Origin of the sequence: Sphingomonas sp. NFX23 (genome assembly GCF_049887795.1) — a bacterium.
Classification (GTDB): Bacteria; Pseudomonadota; Alphaproteobacteria; order Sphingomonadales; family Sphingomonadaceae; genus Sphingomonas.
Map to the genome: position 1 here is coordinate 702,727 of NZ_JAGEKH010000001.1, position 16,255 is coordinate 718,981.

Genomic DNA, 16,255 nt, shown 5'->3' on the forward strand with positions numbered 1-16,255 from the left:
GTCATCTGTATTTCGATGCCATCATGCGATCATGAAGAACCTGGAAAATCCTGCCGGGATCGTCGATGAAACTCGCGTCGTCGTCATCGGGTTGGGGTACGTCGGCCTGCCGCTTGCCGTGCGGCTGGCAAAGCATTTTCCGACGGTCGGCGTCGATCGGGACGCTCGGCGCGTGGCAGCGCTGCGAGCCGGATACGATCACACCGGCGAGGTGGAGCCCGACGTGTTGGCGGCATCGGGGCTGACCGTCACCGACGATCCCGCGGCGGGGAACGGCGCCGACATCTATATCGTGACGGTGCCGACTCCGGTGGATGCGGACAATCGGCCCGACCTGTCACTATTGCTCGCCGCCAGCACCGCTGTCGCGGGGATGCTAGATTCGGCGCGGCGACCGATCGTCGTGTATGAGAGCACCGTCTATCCTGGCGTGACCGAAGACGAGTGCGGTGCGGTGCTGGCGCAGGTATCGGGACTGGTGCGGGGGCGCGATTTTTTTCTCGGCTATTCGCCCGAACGTATCAATCCCGGCGACCGCGTACATACCGTCGACCGCATCGTGAAAGTAGTCGCGGGCGAGACGCCCGAGGTCACCGCGCGGTTGTGTGCGCTGTACGACAAGGTCACGGACGCTGGCACCTATCCCGCCGCATCGATCCGGGTCGCCGAAGCTGCCAAGGTCATCGAGAATGCGCAACGCGACATTAACATCGCCTTCGTCAACGAGATCGCGCAAATCATGGCGCGGCTCGACCTGTCGGTGTGGGACGTGCTGGCGGCGGCGCGGACCAAATGGAACTTCCTGCCGTTCCAGCCCGGACTGGTCGGTGGCCACTGCATCGGCGTCGATCCCTATTATCTCAGCCATTGCGCCGAAGCGCTGGGCCACTCGCCCGCCGTCGTCCTTGCCGGACGGACTACCAACGATGCTATGGCGCACTGGGTCGCCGACCGGTTGTGCGACACGGTAGCGGCTCCGGCGCGCGCACTGGTGCTGGGACTGACTTTCAAGGAAAACGTCGCGGACCTTCGCAACAGCAAGGTCGTCGACGTCATCGCCCGGCTGCGAGACCACGGACACCGGGTCGAGGTGCACGATCCTCGCGCGGATTGCGCCGAAGCCAGGGCCGAATACGGCATCGATCTCCTCGATTCGCTACCCGAAAGCACCTACGACATTGTCTTCCTCGCGGTCCCGCACGACGAATATCACGCGCTGTCGCCCGAACGGCTGGCCGCGCTGGTTCGTGACGGCGGCGTGTTCGGCGACCTGAAAAATATCGTCCCTCCCTCGCCCGCATTCGCCCATGCTCGACGCTGGACTTTGTAGCGGAGCCGCCGCCGATCGGTTTAGTCGCCCGCGTATTGCCTTCTGGCAGCGCGGCACCGTTCAGCTCGGCGGCGCGATCCTGTTCGCGATCCTGCCGCCATTCGCGATCGCCGCAGCGATTGAACCTCTGCTGCTGCGCCTTCCGCTGTTCGCGGTATCGCTGGTCAGCAGCCTACTAGCGATAGCGTTGGGCCGCTGGCTGTTCCGCGGCTTAGTCGGTTTTCCAGGTATTCGCGCTAGCTATTACGTGCTGCCGGTCTTCTCTTCTACCTTCGCCGTCGCCGTCGCGATCCTGTTCATGACCCGGCTGAACTACAGCCGCCCGCTGCTACTGGCCAGTTTCGGACTGGCACTCATCTGGTTCTACATCGTCTACTTCAAGTTGCAGCGCGGGCCGCGCATGGCGATCGCCGTCGTTCCCATCGGCGAGACCGACAGCCTGTTCGCGATCGACAGCATCGAGTGGCGGCTACTCTGCGCTCCCGCGCTCCCTCCTGGCTGCACAACGGTGGCGGCCGATTTCGATCATGATCATGCCGCCGAATGGGAACGGTTCCTCGCCGAGTGCGCGCTGGGTGGCGTTACCGTCGTCCATTACCGGCAGTTGCGCGAGTCCTTGACCGGGCGGGTGCAGGTCGATCGCCTGTCGGAAAACGTATTCGGCTCGCTGCTACCAGATCCGACCTACCTGGGGATAAAGAGCGTCGCCGACCGCTTGATCGCGCTTGCGCTGCTGTTGCCGCTGCTGCCGGTCCTTGCCCTCTGCGCGCTGGCGGTGCGGCTGGATTCTCCCGGCCCCGCCTTTTTTCGTCAGTTGCGGATAGGCTATCGTGGACAGCCGTTCCGAGTGTGGAAATTCCGCACGATGGTCCACCGTGCGCCGTGCGTGGCAGAAGGAATGCGGGCCGACGCGATGACCCTGACGGATGATCCGCGCATCACCCGCCTCGGCCGGCACCTGCGCCGGCTGCGTATTGACGAAGTGCCTCAGATCCTGAACATCGCTCTCGGGCAGATGAGCTGGATCGGCCCACGTCCCGAAGCGGCCGTGCTGGCCGAATGGTACGAGGCCGAGATCCCCTTCTACCGCTATCGCCACATCGTGCGTCCCGGCCTGTCGGGTTGGGCACAGGTGACCCAGGGGCACGTCACAAGCGTGCAGGACGTACTGGCCAAGCTTAGCTATGACTTCTTCTACATCAGCCGGTTCAATTTCTGGATCGACATGCTTATCGTCGTCCGCACGATCAAGACGATGCTGACTGGCCATGGTTCGCGCTGAGCCGCTTCTGCCGGCGCGCTCGCCGACGAAGTAGCAGCAGCGGAATTCGCAGCACGACGTACAGAGGTGAGAGTAGCGATGGCAGCGGTACGTCGGCGATGTCGTCGCCGGACACGAGCAGCCTACTGAACACCCTTGCCCGGACTCTTCCGTCAGGCGCGAGCAACAGGCTGGCGGCAAATTCCGCCCAGCCGCGCCAGCGCGTTGTCGCTAGTTCGCGGGTGCCGCCGCCTGCCCGCAACACCCGACGTGCCAACGCGACCAGCACCCGCAGCCGTACCGAACGGGGTGGCGCGAAACCCGGCGGAAACGGGAGCGCGAGGAATTCGTGCGCGAGCAGCAGGCCTGAGGCCACGGCCCGCGCGTCCCCCCGCGCCTGCGCCGCCACCCACCACGCCGCTCCGTGATCAGGCGCGGTGCGGACCAGTGTGGCGACATCCGCAAGCCATTTCAGCCGCGCCCATAGATGCGCCGCACCGTGAACGCAGAGATAGGCGAACACCGCGTCGTCGGCCAAGGTGCGCAACGCCACCCCCGGGAGGACCGCTTGACACTGCCAGTCCGCTTCGGGCGGGATCGCAGCATCTGTCGTCGCGTCGGACAAACGCCAGTGGAGTTCGACTATCGTCCCGTCCACGTCGCGCCGATGCAGACTGTCCTTCGTCACGCGGATGTAGCGCCGGAGGACCTTAGCGGGGAGCGACGCCACGGGCCGCTCTCGGACGTACCCCGCAGCCGCCATCGCCGCCCATGCTCGATCGACCTGATCCGGGGCGACGGCGATGTCGATGTCCGCAGACTCGCGGAGCGCCACGCCACCATGTAATCGCTGCGCCAACCCGACGCCCTTCAGCGTCAGCATCGCGACGCCTGCTTCCCCCAGCAACCGGTCGAGCGCGATGGTATCGCGCAACTGAATAAGAGCGGCACGGGCACGGGCACGCGCGATGCGATCGATCCCCGGCGGCACCGCGAGACCGGCTGCGCGCATACCATCGGCCACGAGCGCCGCCACGCCGTGCCGATGGGCGACCGCGCGAAGTAGACGGGGGTCGTGACCCGGGGTCATGAGTTCTCGGATACGAATGATGTCGGCCGCTTGCCGGGGCCAGACGCTACAGGCGCATATGATCGAGAATGGGCGCAGATCCCCGCCGTTCGCAGGACAGGGATCGGCGGCGATAGGACGCTTGATTGTGTCGGGAACCTGGTTCACTTCAGCGACCATGACGCTCGTTCTCGAAGATTTCACGCCTTATCTGGCCGAAGCGTTCGCGCTGATCGGCAACGAGGCCGCAGCACCCTTTTTCCTGCGCCAAGCGACTGCGCTACCCGACCGATCGGGTGGGCGTTTGCCGCGCCCCCCATTCGTGCTGCTGTTCGCGGCGGCAGATTTCACAGTGCGCGGTCAGGGGGACTATACGCTGGCACATCCCGCTCTTGGGCCAACGGACATCTTCCTCGTTCCGGTCGGGCGTGACGGCAACGGCATCCTTTACGAAGCGGTCTTCAACTGATCCGCGTGTTGCGGGCGTTCCATTTCCAAGTAGATATCGTGCTCGGCAAGCGTCGTGAACCCAAGCCGACGGTATAGCGGCAGCGCCGCGCTGTAGCGCTCCACGAACAGCCCTACGTCCAGCCGCCGCCGCGCGGCCGAGTCTATTACCGCCGTGATCAGCGCGCTGCCGAGGCCGGCACCGCGCCGCTCGGGACGCAAAGTAATGTCGATCAACTGCATCGCGTTCCGCCGTAGTTGAACGTATAACCTGGCGATTGGCTGCCCGCCGTGCTCGACTACGGCGAAATGAACATCGGTCAACGTCGTGCGATAATGATGCCGCTGCGCCGCGAACTGCTGAACGACGAACGCCGCCTTGTCCGAGTCGGTCCAATGCGGGAACGACTCCAGTTCGCCGGCACGGGTCGATGCGTATAATTCCGTCAGGAACGGGATGTCATCGTCGCGTTCCTGACGGAGAGCGATGCCCTGAGCAACCAGCGCGGGCGGAAGGTCGACCGGGATCATTGCCATCAGTTGCGCGCGGGGAAGACACCCTGCAGCGCGATGACGAAATTGATCGTCTGGAACGGATGCATGTTCTTGTGCGCCTCGCCACCACCGGCAACGCTGATCGCCTCGGGCGACATGGGGATGTCGGGTGTCGGCGTCAGCACATAGGCGGGGCCGGGATTGGAGATGCCGTACATCGCCTTTCCATCGGGCGTCGCGACGTTCTGTGCCGGATTCTGCGGGTTCAGTGATGCGCCGGTAAGCTGGTGGATGTGAGCCGGTATCTGGGCAGTCGTCAGCGTGACCGTGGGGGTCCCGACAACGTCACCGATCCGACGCGGAGTCAGGCCGGGCCCGTTGCCCGGTCCCATCGCGACCGATCCTGCCAGATTAGGTAGATTGAACGTGTTTTGGCCGTCACCGCCGAACTGGACGCCAAGTATTGCATAGAGCGCCGCATTCTGACGAATCTGCATGGTCTGCCCGTTGCAGTAGGCGTAACCGCGCGGCGGAAAGTCAAAACCGACGAGCTTGATCTCGCCAATGAAAGGATCCGACATGATTGTTGTGTCCCAACCTAGTTTTGCGTGGGATAGATGCCGTAAAGGCTGATGATGTAGTTTACGCAGAGCGTCGGCATCATGTTCTCGTGCGGTTGACTGCCGCCGAACGGCCTGACCGCGCCTGTCGACATGGCCGCAGGTACCATCGCGCTGGTTCCCTGCGTCACGTACATGGACGTCTTTGCGGTGCCGCCGGTCGGCGTCGCGGTGATCGCGTCGCTCGTCGGACCGGTCAGCGAGCCGGCGACGGTAGCGGCGACCACGCCGTGGGTGTGGCTGGCCAGTTCGGCCGAGTTCAACAAATGCTGCTCCTCACCGCCCATCTCTCCCATCGAACGCGCGGTAAGGCCGGGCCCTGTCCCCTGACCCAACGGTACTCGTCCAGCTAGACTGGGGACGCCGAAGGTGTTGACACCGTCGCCGCCGTAGGTCGTGCCGATCAACGTGTAGAGCGTTTCATATTCACTGATCGCCAGCAACGATCCATTACATAATGCCCAGCCCGCCGGTGCATAGTTACCACCGAACAGACGAATTTCGCCGACAAAGGGATCGCTCATCGCAGGTTAGCCTTTCGTCGGATCAGTTGCGGGAGGGAAAGATGCCGACGACTGCGATGCAGAAGTTCAACACCTGATAGGGCTGCATGTTGTTGTGTGGCTGCGATCCTCCGGACGGCGCCAGCGTTTGCGGCGCCAGCGTAACCTTCGCGCTTGGCGGCGTGGTGCTGGCCGGCGCGTAGAAGTCGACGGGAAGCGAAACGTCGTTCGCGAACGCAGCGCCCGTTACCGGCCGTTGTGTCGCGGTCTGATTGGTTCCGACGAGCTGGTGGGCGTGCGGCGGTATCTGCCCCGACGTCAGCGGTACCGCTTCGACGCCTTCACGCATGCCGATTGAAATCGTCGCCGGTGCGAAATGCAGTGGCGTCCGACCGCGCAGATCGGGAATTGCGAAATTCTGAACGCCGTTTCCGCCGTAACGCGTACCAAGCAGCGAAAAGAGCGCCTGATACTGGTTGACTGGCAGCAGTCGACCGTCGCACGCCACATAGTTGCGCGGTGCGAATCCGAAACCGAACAACTTGATTTCACCAATGAACGGCTCTGCCATGTCCCATTCCGCTCCTGCTGCGCGGTGCGATCACCGTTGCCACAGCAACTTGATTGATCCGCCACCGTGATACAAGCAAGAATTTCGACGACGAAGACAGATTCTTCCAATATCATTCAACTCTTCGCGCAGACTTGCGGGGATTGGGATATGATGGCATTGCGGCACAAGTACCGTAAAAGCGGATAATCGGTGGGATGCGGCATATGGACGGCACGGACGATCGGACCCTGAACAAGTCTTCCGATGCATCGGTCGGGATTCCCGACGCACGGCGGCCATGGCAGACGCCGGAAGTCATCACGTCCGACGCACGCGGTGCCGGGGCACAGGTCGCGTTCGGATCCGATGGATCGACCCCGGTGTACGGGCCCTACGGCTCCTGATTTCGCCCGGCGGGTATCGCACCGTCGTTCCGCCGTTCGAACCAGAGAATGAAGCGCGCGAGAGCGACCCCGAACGTCGCGCGGTACAGCGCGCGATGATCCCCCAGACGCGATTCGTCGATATCGGCGACCTCGTCGGCGAGGCGATCGAAATCAAGGACACGGGCCAGACGCCCGGCATTGTCACCCGCTCGAAGGCTTCTAATGGCATCCGGCACCACCGTGGCCGCCATGCGGAAGAAGTCGGGCTCCTCCGCGTCGTTGCCCGGCCCTGACGCCAGCAGGCGTGGAGGCAGTAGGCCGGCCAAGGCGATACGCGCCAGATAACGGTCGCGGCCGTCGCGGAAGGTCAACCGAGCAGGGATCGCCAACGCGAATTCGACCACCCTACGATCGTGGAACGGCCGCGTCAGATCCATGCCGTATCGACCGGCGAGGTTGGTCATCGCCGGTGCGGCGCAGGTGATCCGGTGAAGGCGGTGACGACGCAACGCTTCCCAGCGCGCATGAACCGGCATCGGTTGGCGCAATCGTCCGGCATCGACCCCGCCGGTGGTCATCAGCACGCGCGCCAGTGCAGGAGCGATCGCCCTCAGCCGCCATGCGGGCAGGAACCGTCGCCGTACCACCTGTTGCCACGAGATCAGGCGGAGCGGCAACAACGCGCCGAGCACGTCGTTGCGAACGGTGCGCACCGGCCCCAGGCCCGTCACAGCCATGCGCAGGCGAAATTCACGGACGAACCGGCGGACGTCGCCACGACGCAGTACACGGCCTAGCGCCCAGGCGTCGCGCGGATTGACGGTATAGTCGCCACCGTGCCCATCCATCACCAGTCGCGCCCCGGACGCTGCCGCCATCGCGAACAGATGCGGGCGGACATGCGATATCCCGGCGCAATCGTCGGCGCCGGCGAACAACGCCTCGATGTCGTCGAGCACCGTTTCGTCGCGCCGCACGAACCAGCGCAGATCGATGCCCTCTCGATCGGCAAACGCGCCTGCGGCGGCTCGGGCACTGCGGGCGGGGCGAACATCATCTTCGGCCAGTGCGGAACAGACGGCCACTATCCGCCGGCCCTGCGCCGCCACGATCGGCCCCGCGATCGCGGCGATGCTGCCGCTGTCGAACCCGCCGCTGAACAGCAACGCTGGCGCCCGCATCGCCCGGCGGACGCGGCATTCCACCGCCTCCGCCACGATGCGCCGATAGGTTTCGACGTAATAGGCATCGTCGTGCCCGACATGGCAGGCCGCCGCATGCGGCACCCAGTATCGTTCGACGACGACCTGTCCGCCCTCCCCCAGTCGCAGCGTCGCACCACCGGGAAGCGACTCGATCCCCTCGAACAATGTCGTCTCCGGCCCGGGATCCACGGGCGACAGCAACCGCTTGCCCATGGCCGCGTCCGACAGACGACGCGGCACGCCGTCGACCGCCCACAGTCCCTTAGGTTCGCTGGCGAACGCCAGGAATCCGTCGCCGCAGTGCCAGTAGACACCACGCTGGCCGAGCGGATCGCGCGCGAGGAGCAGCGTTCGCGCCGCCGGATCGATCACGGCAAACGCGAAATCGCCGATCAGTCGGTCGACACAGCCCGCTCCCCAGCGGCGCCAGGCGGCGAACAGGATGGCCGAGTCCGCCATCTCTGTCGCATCGATGCCCAGATCGGACGCCAGAGCATCGCGATTGTCGAGCCGCAGGTCGGCCGCGAGTAGCAGGCCGTCCTCGGCGATCGGCTGCGCCTCGTGCCAATCCTCCAAGTTCACCCGCATCAGCGCGTGACCGATTCCGATACAGTCCAGCGTGACGGCATTGCCACCTTCGGGTCCGCGCGGTGCCATCGCGGCCAGCATTCTATCGATGGCGCGGGAATCGATGGCAGCGCCGTCGAACCGTACGATCCCGGCGATCGCGCTCACGGGGAACGATCGCCGTGTGGTTCGTTTGTGATCGCGCCCTCCGCCGCCAGCGCGTCCAGGAACGTCGTGACCTCACGCATGCACACCTCAGGCGTGACAGTGAACTCGTCGCACAGGCGGGCGCACAAATCCTGACGGTCGTCGATCTCGTCGAGCAATGTCCATATCCGCGCGCCGACCGCGTTCAGTCCGACATAGGTGCCATGCTCGGCGCTCATCATGAGCACCTCGTCGCCGACCTGAGCTGCCAGCCAGTCGCCCTGCTTGCGAACGATCATTGAACCGCGACCATGGCATCGAGCCGGGCGACCGGCGTCGAGAGGAATGCGACCGCCTGGGCACGAACGGCCGGGTTCGCCTCGGCCTGCTTGGCTGCACGATCATCGACGAAGCGCGCCGACGGTGTCTTGGCGTCGCGCATGGCTGCGAGATGCATCGCCTCGCAATCGGCGTCGCTGGCGGCGATGCCGAAATGGGGGAGGACGCGATTGAAGAATGCCTCGGGCAGCGAGTCGTACCGCAGCGCGATCGCACGTCCCGCTCCCACCGCGTCGGAGGCGGCGTGCGCGATGCGTCCAAGCAGTCGCGCGCCGAACATCCCGGGATCCGCCGCGAGATCGAAATCGTCTGCCAGGTGCGGGATCAGGCCCGGCACCGTCTGCGATCCTGGTCGCCTGGCATGCGATACGAGCACTTCCACGGGATTCCGATACAGAAACAGGAACGGCACGTCCGGAAACGCCTCGGCAAGCACGTCCCATGTCAGCATGTGCCAGCAGTCGAGTTTCACCACGCCGATCTCCCTGTCGCCATGTCGGTCGCGCAGGAGGGCTGCGACCATTGCGCGCAACTGTGCGACCGCAACGCGCCGACCGGATGTCTCGCCGGACGCAGCTCGCTGGATGATCGCGTCGAGCGGCGCCGGTTCGGAGACGACGACGTGGCCCGGCACCGCTGCCAGCATCTGCGCCACCAGCGTCGATCCGCAACGAGACAGGTGGAAGACGAGACCCGAAGGCGTGAATGCGGCACCGATGGGCACGGTCTCGGCGAACCGGGCAAGCGGGGTGAGCACCGGACACAGCCGATTGAGCGGAATACGCCGCGCCCTACGCACCGCGTCCTCGAAAAACGGATCGGTCAGCCGCCGACCGGCGAAATGCAACCACTCGACCACAGCGCCCGCCGCGCCGTCGACGACCGCGACCGGCAGCCAATCGGCTGCGGGCCATTCGTCCTGCGTTGGCATCGGTAGCGCAAATCGCTTCAGGCCAAGCGGATCAGGCCCCGCCGCCGCGGCAATCGTGCCTTGTGAAAGATCGATCCCCAGCGCTGACGCTTCGGCGCGCGCGACGACGACGAACGAATCGATATCCGCGATCTCCGCGAGCCGTGCAGCCAGTGCCGGATCGGTGCGGATCGCGTTGCGCAGACGCGCCACCATCGCCACCTCCGACGATTCGAAGTCGACTCTCATCCGAACGCTTCCCCCCACGCGTCGCCTTCTGTAGCGTCACCCCTGTCACCGGCCGATCAACCATCCGACGCGGGAGCGAATATCATGCTTGATGAGCACCGCCAATACTCGACGGCGACCGACCGCATGCGCCTGCCGATGACGTTCGCTTCCGGGCCGCTCGTCGCCGATCTAGCGCGGCTTTCGGCACCGCACTGGATCGACCATCTGGTGCGGCAGAACTACGACGGCACATGGCAGGTGCTGCCGCTTCGCATGGCGGCGGGAGCTACCCATCCGGTGATGATGATCTACGCCGATCCGACCGCCACTGCATTCGTCGATGCGCCCGCACTCGCGCACTGCCCGGCGTTTCAAGCGGTTCTGGCGGCGTTCCACTGTCCGTTGCAGACCGCGCGTCTGATGCGACTGACGCCCGGATCGACCATCCGCGAACATCGCGACCACGACCTGTCCGTCGAACAGGGCATGGCTCGCATCCACGTGCCCGTGACGACCAACGATCACGTCGATTTCCGTCTGAACGGCACGCGCGTCGACATGGCCGTCGGCGAGGCTTGGTATCTGCGCCTGGCCGATCGCCACAGTGTCGCCAATCACGGCACGACCGACCGAGTCCATCTGGTGATCGACTGCGAGGTGAACGACTGGCTGGCAGCGCTGCTAGACGACGCTCAGCCACGCGGAACGATCCGCCCGATCTCGACCATCGCCGGGTCGATCGGATAGCCGGCGACGCCGATCCCATCCGCCGTCAGCCACGCATGTTCGCTATCGGGAGCGCCTGCCCGCACCGTGCCGCCGAAATGGAGGATCGCGTCGATCCCGCGGCGCGCCAGCATCGCCCGCCCCGCGAGCGAGCGTTGCAGGCAGACAGCACGGAACGGCATCAGCGGTGCGGCGACCGCGATCGCCCAGCGGATCTGCGAGATACGACGACGGCGGACCGGGTCGACCGGGACCGGAGCGCCGACCGGCGCCGGCGCCGGCGCCGGCGGTACGAAGCGTCCCAATTCGGCCGTGATCCGTCCGAACGACCGCAGCCGCAATCGCAGCCGTGCCGCCAGCAGGCTTGCAGCCGCCTCGATCACGAGCGCCTGTCGCGCCGGCCCCATCGTCAGCGCGGTGATGGCGCGTCTCATTCGTCGAGGCCATAACCCAGGCGCGCCATGGTACGGCCATGGGCAGCGACGATCCGCGCCGTCTGCGCCGCACTGAGTTCGTCGTGCCAGCTGCCCGCTAAGCCGCGCCGAAAGAAGCCGCCACGGTGCAGTTGAGGCGGTGCCTCGCCGAAGCCGGTCGCGCGTTCCTGCGCCTGCACCCTGTCGAACCGGGCGAAGTCCACGGCGCGTGCTATCGCGTCGGCCGAAGCGTCCAGCTTGGCGAAACGCAGTGCCGCCGCGAAGGTCGCCACTGCATCGGCCTGCAGCGCTTCGTAACGGACGATATGGATCGGCAGCACGTCCTGCTTCATCCAGCCATCATGAAATCCGCTCCAGCCACGCAACTGCTGTCGCAACTGGTGGTGCTGGCGATCGGTCTTGCCACAGAAGGCGGAGGCCGGATCCGCCATGAACGCGATGGTCCAGTCGATGTCGCGGTCCATGTGATGCGCGAGCGAAGCGACGACGTCGCGAGGATCGCGCACGATCAGTATCACGCCCTTCGCGGTATCCGGCCCACCCATCAACGGCTCGCCGGTATCGGTTCGCGTCCAGGCATCGTGCGTCTTGACGAAGCGCGGCGCAATCGCCTGCGCCGCCAGCGCGCGGTAGACGCGCGGACGCAGCCGATCGCATTCGGCATGCGTCAGCAGCGCGGACGGGAAACCGATCGCTTCGTCGAAGACAGGGCGGGCGCTGGCCGTACCCGCGTCGTGCCGCAGGTCGTTGATCGCCAACGGCGTTTCGCGCGCTAAATTGGCCAGCAGCAGCCGGAACCAGGTGTTGCCCGATTTGGGGTAGGATGCGATCCAGAACGTCGGTTTCATGCGCCCGCTAGACCCAGTTCACGCCAGTGCTTAGCCAGATCGTCGAGTACCGCATCCATCGTCTCGAACCGCCTCGCGCGTGTCAGGGTGAATACACCGCCACCGCTCGACACCGCCGCCGCCGCCGCGAGGTACAGGCGCTGCTGTCGCATCCACCGGACCAGCGCGGGGCGATAGGCCTGCCCCCGCAACAGCAGAGCGGCATCGACCATATTGGCGCGCAAGATGCCGGCGGCGGCAGGCGGGCGATCCTCGGCGAGGACGTACACCGCCGCAACGGGCACCGCGGAGGGGCTGGTCGCGTGCGGTTCTACATGGAATTTTCGCAGCCGGGACCGCACCGCGTCGCCGCGCCGGTCGACGAGCGCCAGGCGTTCGATCGCGTCGTCCCACAGCTTGAACCGGCGACCGTCAGGATGGACGCGCGCCACCCCATCTGCGCCGATGGTGATGCCACAGAAGTCGTCGGCTACCAGACCGAACCCGCGGCAGCCGAGCGCAGCGGCCAAGGTCGACTTGCCCGCCCCCGAAGCGCCGCAGAACAACACGGCAGCGTCGCCGACGCGCACCGCACTGGCGTGCAGCACGATCCAACCGCGCTGTTGCAACAGGATGCCCAGGCCGGTGCCACCGACAAACACGTCCAGGTCGGAATCGCACGTTCCGTCGATAGGATCGTACATAAGATCCCGACCATCGCACAGCAGCATCCGAACGATACCGGGTATTTCCAGAAAGAAACGCCCGTCTGCCATCTGCCACGTCGGGCCGCTGCTGATCACGTTCGACAGGAAAGGAGAAAGGTCCGCCCGCCGGACTGTGATCGAGGGATCGCACGATACCGCCGCCTCGATCAGTCCAGGCAGGCGCAGGTCCGAACGCAGCGGGAGTCCGCCGACGATATAACTGAATGCGCATGCACCGGTCGTCGTGTCCGTCCCTTCGCTCTGCATCGGTTGCCGCCCTTCCGTTTTTCGGCGGACCTGTGCCGACGCTTCTTCCCGCCGTCGTCATCGTTCGATCCGCTACTAACGCCAAGGATTTCCCGCTTTTTCGGGACAAGTCCAGCCCATGAACTGAGATACTGGAGCATGGACGCTACAACCGGCGTCGTTCGTTAAGGTGGTGATCGGTCCTCCACGCCACACGGACCCTTCCCCCGCAAGACGCCAATCGGGGCGCCGATCATGGCCGCCTTGCAGATGGTGGAGCGCAGCACCTTCCGCGCGTCACCAGGACCGGGTGGCGTTGCGCCCTTCACGACCGGTCGGCGGCTTGACCGACCTCGTTGAAGGCCAGTTCGACGACCGTTCGCATCGAATCGGACTTCCAGTTGCGGATCGTGATCGGAATTGACCTGATGCAGACGGGTCCGGGGGGCGCAGGCTCGAAACGGGAAGTCCGACCGGAGCAACGCCATCACCATTGACCGGATTCGGGCCGATTTACCTGCCAACTACCGAACCCGCCTATCGTCCAGGTCCACCGGACTGCGTGGCCGGAAGTCATTTGGTAACGCATCTGCCATATCGCGGAGGAATGAATTCCTTCGCCCCCCTTCTGGTGGCCGCCGGACGCGATCGATTGGTTGCGGGTGACGAGTGCAGCCTCTGGCGAGGACGCTTCATTGAGGAGAATTCCTTGGCCGAAGCGGTGGTCAGCGAAGCTCTCGCGCATCTTTCAACGATCGCGACCGGCGGCGCCGAGAGCCTGCTGCCCCATCTGGTCGGCAAGCGCTTCGATGCCTTGGGGGTCGTGGTCGGTGCCAAAGGCTCGCTGGCGTCGGTGGGCTCAAGGGTGGCGAGCGCGCTCGACGAGTTTAAGGACCTTCACGGATACAGGACCTTCCTGTGTCATGGGAGCAGCACGATCCGTCCGGGAGGTGGCGCCTTGTCCTGAACCTGACCAGCTTCCGCGCAGCCACGGTCCAGCGAACCTCACTCGAGATCGCGGAGGACGAGGCAGATCTGGTTCTCGCTCGTCTCCAACACGTACGTCGGCGACTGGACGGCCAGCTGAGAGGAATGCTTGCGTCCTTCCGATGATGCGCCGACGGCTCGATGGCGAACTCCGACGCGACTTCGACCGGGGGATGCCGCAACAAGTGCCGCTGCCTGTGAGGCCTGTGAGACCGATCATGCAACTGTGGACGAAGCGTTCGAGGGCGCCTGGCCTTCAGGTCCGTTCGGCGGAGCGGCCACGCCAGTCGTCTCGAGTCTTGCGCCGCCGCAGCAGCAGACGGGACCCCACCGAGACGGCCGCGACCGATCGTATCCCCGGGGAGTCCGGCCACCGCCATGACGGGATGCGACAGCAGCGCGGCCAGTTCGGACAGCGCGACGTATCGGCGAGAGAGTCCAACGATCTCGGTCAGGGGGAGCGCTTCGTCGGACGGCCATGCGGCGAACGCCTTGCGCATGTCTCGCGGGTGCAGATTGAGCGTGACGACTGCGTCCCCTCGCGACATCGACGAACGGAAGGCCCTTCCGCTCAGGTCGTCGCATGGCAGCGCCCGCAGCCCATCGGCGCCCTCCGCGCTAGGCCGGAGACGTTGAGCCAGCGGTTCGTCTCCCTCGTCGATCGTGAACGACGTGCCGCCGCCGACCAGCGCACTGAACCACGCGCTCCAGGGCTTCAGGCCGCCGCGCATGCCAGCAGCCATGTGCGCCATGGTGCACGGGAAAGGCTGGCCGAGGGTGGGCTTCGCCTTGTCCTCCATGGTGGCGACGAACGCCTCCAGGGAACGGCGATCGAACCGTATCTTGTCCGTGTTCGCGAACGCGGCATCGTTGCCGGCCTCGGCGATCAACCCGTCGCGAAGCATCCGCTCCACCCCGTTCGCCGTCGTTCCGAGCGTCGCGGCGACGAGCTTGATCGCGACTCCCTCGCCCCAGGCGAACTGGAGCCGTTCGAAGGACTCGCGAGCGATCATCGGGACCACGCGGGTGCCGTCGAGATGGAAGATCGTCCGCAGGTCAGCGTTGTTGCGATGCCGGATGATCTCGGTGCTGCGCAGAAGCGGCGCGTCCAGCAGTTGAGACGCTCTTCGTCCGTGCGGCAGGTACTGCAACCTCTTGGTGCACATCTGCTGATCGATTTCTGCCGAGTGGACGTCAGAATCCACCATCCTCCGGGGAGGGATGGTGGATCTGGTCCATGGCGAACGGACGCTGAAGCGCCTGCATCACGTCAACGGTCGTCATTGGCTGGTGCCCGAAGCCGAAGGGTTCGCGGACATCCTGGTCGACGAACACGTCGAGATCTGGGGCACCGTCGTCGGCGTTGCGCGCAAGATGACGTGAACGCGCCGATCGCCCTCATCGACTGCAACAACTACTACGTCTCCTGCGAACGCGCCTTCGACGCGAGTCTGATCGGCGTGCCGGTCGTCGTGCTGTCGAGCAACGACGGCTGCGCGATCGCGCGGTCGGCCAAGGCCAAGGCGCTCGGCATCAAGATGGGCGATCCGATCCATCATCTGTGCGACAAGGTCCGGGCCCACGACATCCGCGTCCTTTCGTCCAACTACGCGCTATACGGAGACATGCAGCGGCGAGTCCTGGCGGCCTGCGAGCCGTTCGCGCGGGACTTCGAGATCTACTCGATCGACGAGACGTTCCTCGACCTCGCCGGATTCGAGCAGCGCGATCTCGTCGCCCATGCTCACGCGATGCGCGCTCAGGTCCAGCCGTGGACGACCATCCCCACCTGCGTCGGCATCGCCGGCGCCAAGACGCTGGCGGAGCTCGCCGACGCCGCCGCCAAGAGGGATCCGCGCTTTCGCAGGGTCGCCGACCTGCGGGACGAAGACGTGCGACGGGACGTGATGCTCGCGTTCCCGGTCGGCGACGTCTGGGGCGTGGGCGGCGCCACGGCACGCAGGCTGACCGATCTCGGGATCCACACCGCTGGATGCCTGCGCGACATGCCGATGAAGCAGACGCGCGCGGTCGGCACCGTCGTTCTCGAGCGGCTGGTGGCCAAGCTGCGCGGCGTCCCGTCGAAGCGGTCGAGCCGCGACGCAAGGGGATGGCGGTGACGCAATCGTTCGGGACTCCGGTCGTGGACTTCGAACGAATGATGGGTGCCCTGTCGCAATACGCGCTCCGAGCCGGCGAGAAGCTGTGATCGCACGGCTTTGTCGCGGCGCGGCTGACGGCGTTCTTCCACACCAACCGGCACAG

At 65.4% G+C, this 16,255-nt stretch carries 20 protein-coding genes; 8 read left to right on the top strand and 12 right to left on the bottom strand.

All coding sequences use genetic code 11. The features are described from left to right. Positions 1 to 31: 31 nt before the first annotated feature. Both J4O76_RS03090 and J4O76_RS03095 read left to right on the top strand, forming a co-directional pair. Positions 32 to 1,330, top strand: coding sequence for a nucleotide sugar dehydrogenase (locus J4O76_RS03090; RefSeq protein ID WP_426280148.1), 1,299 nt, complete (start codon positions 32 to 34; stop codon positions 1,328 to 1,330). After that, positions 1,308 to 2,612, top strand: a complete 1,305-nt coding sequence (locus J4O76_RS03095) for a sugar transferase (RefSeq protein ID WP_426280149.1) — start codon at positions 1,308 to 1,310, stop codon at positions 2,610 to 2,612. Before J4O76_RS03090 ends, J4O76_RS03095 begins: the two co-directional genes overlap by 23 nt. On the opposite strand, the gene J4O76_RS03100 is transcribed toward J4O76_RS03095, so the two are convergent. After that, positions 2,578 to 3,840: a nucleotidyltransferase family protein gene (locus tag J4O76_RS03100; protein ID WP_426280150.1), complete on the bottom strand. Its 1,263-nt coding sequence runs from the start codon at positions 3,838 to 3,840 to the stop codon at positions 2,578 to 2,580. The genes J4O76_RS03095 and J4O76_RS03100 overlap by 35 nt on opposite strands. Here J4O76_RS03100 and J4O76_RS03105 point away from each other — a divergent pair. Further along, positions 3,839 to 4,129, top strand: a complete 291-nt coding sequence (locus tag J4O76_RS03105; RefSeq protein WP_426280151.1) for a DUF6916 family protein — start codon at positions 3,839 to 3,841, stop codon at positions 4,127 to 4,129. The genes J4O76_RS03100 and J4O76_RS03105 overlap by 2 nt on opposite strands. On the opposite strand, the gene J4O76_RS03110 is transcribed toward J4O76_RS03105, so the two are convergent. The 4 genes from J4O76_RS03110 to J4O76_RS03125 are packed head-to-tail and all read right to left on the bottom strand — an operon-like array spanning position 4,108 to position 6,296. Then, on the bottom strand, positions 4,108 to 4,644 hold the full coding sequence (locus J4O76_RS03110) for a GNAT family N-acetyltransferase (protein ID WP_426280152.1): 537 nt from the start codon (positions 4,642 to 4,644) through the stop codon (positions 4,108 to 4,110). The genes J4O76_RS03105 and J4O76_RS03110 overlap by 22 nt on opposite strands. Then, on the bottom strand, positions 4,644 to 5,183 hold the full coding sequence (locus J4O76_RS03115; RefSeq protein ID WP_426280153.1) for a phage tail protein: 540 nt from the start codon (positions 5,181 to 5,183) through the stop codon (positions 4,644 to 4,646). Before J4O76_RS03115 ends, J4O76_RS03110 begins: the two co-directional genes overlap by 1 nt. A 17-nt stretch (positions 5,184 to 5,200) precedes the next feature. Beyond that, positions 5,201 to 5,746, bottom strand: a complete 546-nt coding sequence (locus J4O76_RS03120) for a phage tail protein (RefSeq protein WP_426280154.1) — start codon at positions 5,744 to 5,746, stop codon at positions 5,201 to 5,203. 22 nt (positions 5,747 to 5,768) lie between these two features. Beyond that, positions 5,769 to 6,296 (bottom strand): phage tail protein, encoded by a 528-nt coding sequence (locus tag J4O76_RS03125; RefSeq protein ID WP_426280155.1) that lies wholly within the window; start codon positions 6,294 to 6,296, stop codon positions 5,769 to 5,771. Between the two features lie 206 nt (positions 6,297 to 6,502). Between J4O76_RS03125 and J4O76_RS03130 the strand changes: the two genes are divergently transcribed. Then, positions 6,503 to 6,682: a hypothetical protein gene (locus J4O76_RS03130; RefSeq protein ID WP_093401072.1), complete on the top strand. Its 180-nt coding sequence runs from the start codon at positions 6,503 to 6,505 to the stop codon at positions 6,680 to 6,682. Here J4O76_RS03130 and J4O76_RS03135 read toward each other — a convergent pair. From J4O76_RS03135 to J4O76_RS03145, 3 genes are read right to left on the bottom strand one after another with little or no spacing between them, the layout of a single operon-like run. Then, the gene (locus J4O76_RS03135; protein ID WP_426280156.1) at positions 6,670 to 8,604 is read right to left on the bottom strand and encodes an asparagine synthetase B family protein; all 1,935 of its coding nucleotides are present in this window, start codon (positions 8,602 to 8,604) and stop codon (positions 6,670 to 6,672) included. The genes J4O76_RS03130 and J4O76_RS03135 overlap by 13 nt on opposite strands. Beyond that, positions 8,601 to 8,882, bottom strand: a complete 282-nt coding sequence (locus tag J4O76_RS03140; RefSeq protein WP_426280157.1) for a PqqD family protein — start codon at positions 8,880 to 8,882, stop codon at positions 8,601 to 8,603. Before J4O76_RS03140 ends, J4O76_RS03135 begins: the two co-directional genes overlap by 4 nt. Beyond that, positions 8,879 to 10,081, bottom strand: a complete 1,203-nt coding sequence (locus J4O76_RS03145) for a sulfotransferase (protein WP_426280158.1) — start codon at positions 10,079 to 10,081, stop codon at positions 8,879 to 8,881. The genes J4O76_RS03140 and J4O76_RS03145 overlap by 4 nt, the downstream gene beginning before the upstream one ends. An 84-nt stretch (positions 10,082 to 10,165) precedes the next feature. Here J4O76_RS03145 and J4O76_RS03150 point away from each other — a divergent pair, with 84 nt between their 5' ends. Beyond that, the gene (locus tag J4O76_RS03150; protein ID WP_426280159.1) at positions 10,166 to 10,810 is read left to right on the top strand and encodes an aspartyl/asparaginyl beta-hydroxylase domain-containing protein; all 645 of its coding nucleotides are present in this window, start codon (positions 10,166 to 10,168) and stop codon (positions 10,808 to 10,810) included. Here J4O76_RS03150 and J4O76_RS03155 read toward each other — a convergent pair. Genes J4O76_RS03155 through J4O76_RS03165 form a run of 3 tightly spaced genes read right to left on the bottom strand, consistent with a single transcriptional unit; the run spans position 10,756 to position 13,024 of the window. Then, on the bottom strand, positions 10,756 to 11,223 hold the full coding sequence (locus J4O76_RS03155) for a lasso peptide biosynthesis B2 protein (RefSeq protein WP_426280160.1): 468 nt from the start codon (positions 11,221 to 11,223) through the stop codon (positions 10,756 to 10,758). The two genes, J4O76_RS03150 and J4O76_RS03155, sit on opposite strands and share 55 nt — an antisense overlap. Then, positions 11,220 to 12,071, bottom strand: coding sequence for a sulfotransferase domain-containing protein (locus J4O76_RS03160; RefSeq protein WP_426280161.1), 852 nt, complete (start codon positions 12,069 to 12,071; stop codon positions 11,220 to 11,222). Before J4O76_RS03160 ends, J4O76_RS03155 begins: the two co-directional genes overlap by 4 nt. Continuing rightward, positions 12,068 to 13,024, bottom strand: a complete 957-nt coding sequence (locus tag J4O76_RS03165; RefSeq protein WP_426280162.1) for a hypothetical protein — start codon at positions 13,022 to 13,024, stop codon at positions 12,068 to 12,070. Before J4O76_RS03165 ends, J4O76_RS03160 begins: the two co-directional genes overlap by 4 nt. A gap of 586 nt (positions 13,025 to 13,610) precedes the next feature. Here J4O76_RS03165 and J4O76_RS03170 point away from each other — a divergent pair. Further along, positions 13,611 to 13,970, top strand: coding sequence for a hypothetical protein (locus J4O76_RS03170; protein WP_426280163.1), 360 nt, complete (start codon positions 13,611 to 13,613; stop codon positions 13,968 to 13,970). On the opposite strand, the gene J4O76_RS03175 is transcribed toward J4O76_RS03170, so the two are convergent. Then, positions 13,891 to 15,198, bottom strand: a complete 1,308-nt coding sequence (locus J4O76_RS03175) for a hypothetical protein (RefSeq protein WP_426280164.1) — start codon at positions 15,196 to 15,198, stop codon at positions 13,891 to 13,893. The two genes, J4O76_RS03170 and J4O76_RS03175, sit on opposite strands and share 80 nt — an antisense overlap. 13 nt (positions 15,199 to 15,211) lie before the next feature. Between J4O76_RS03175 and J4O76_RS03180 the strand changes: the two genes are divergently transcribed. Next, positions 15,212 to 15,373 carry a LexA family protein gene (locus J4O76_RS03180; RefSeq protein WP_426280165.1) on the top strand — a complete coding sequence of 54 codons (162 nt, stop codon included), beginning with the start codon at positions 15,212 to 15,214 and terminating at the stop codon, positions 15,371 to 15,373. Continuing rightward, on the top strand, positions 15,370 to 16,110 hold the full coding sequence (locus J4O76_RS03185) for a hypothetical protein (RefSeq protein WP_426280166.1): 741 nt from the start codon (positions 15,370 to 15,372) through the stop codon (positions 16,108 to 16,110). Before J4O76_RS03180 ends, J4O76_RS03185 begins: the two co-directional genes overlap by 4 nt. Positions 16,111 to 16,255: the final 145 nt, after the last annotated feature.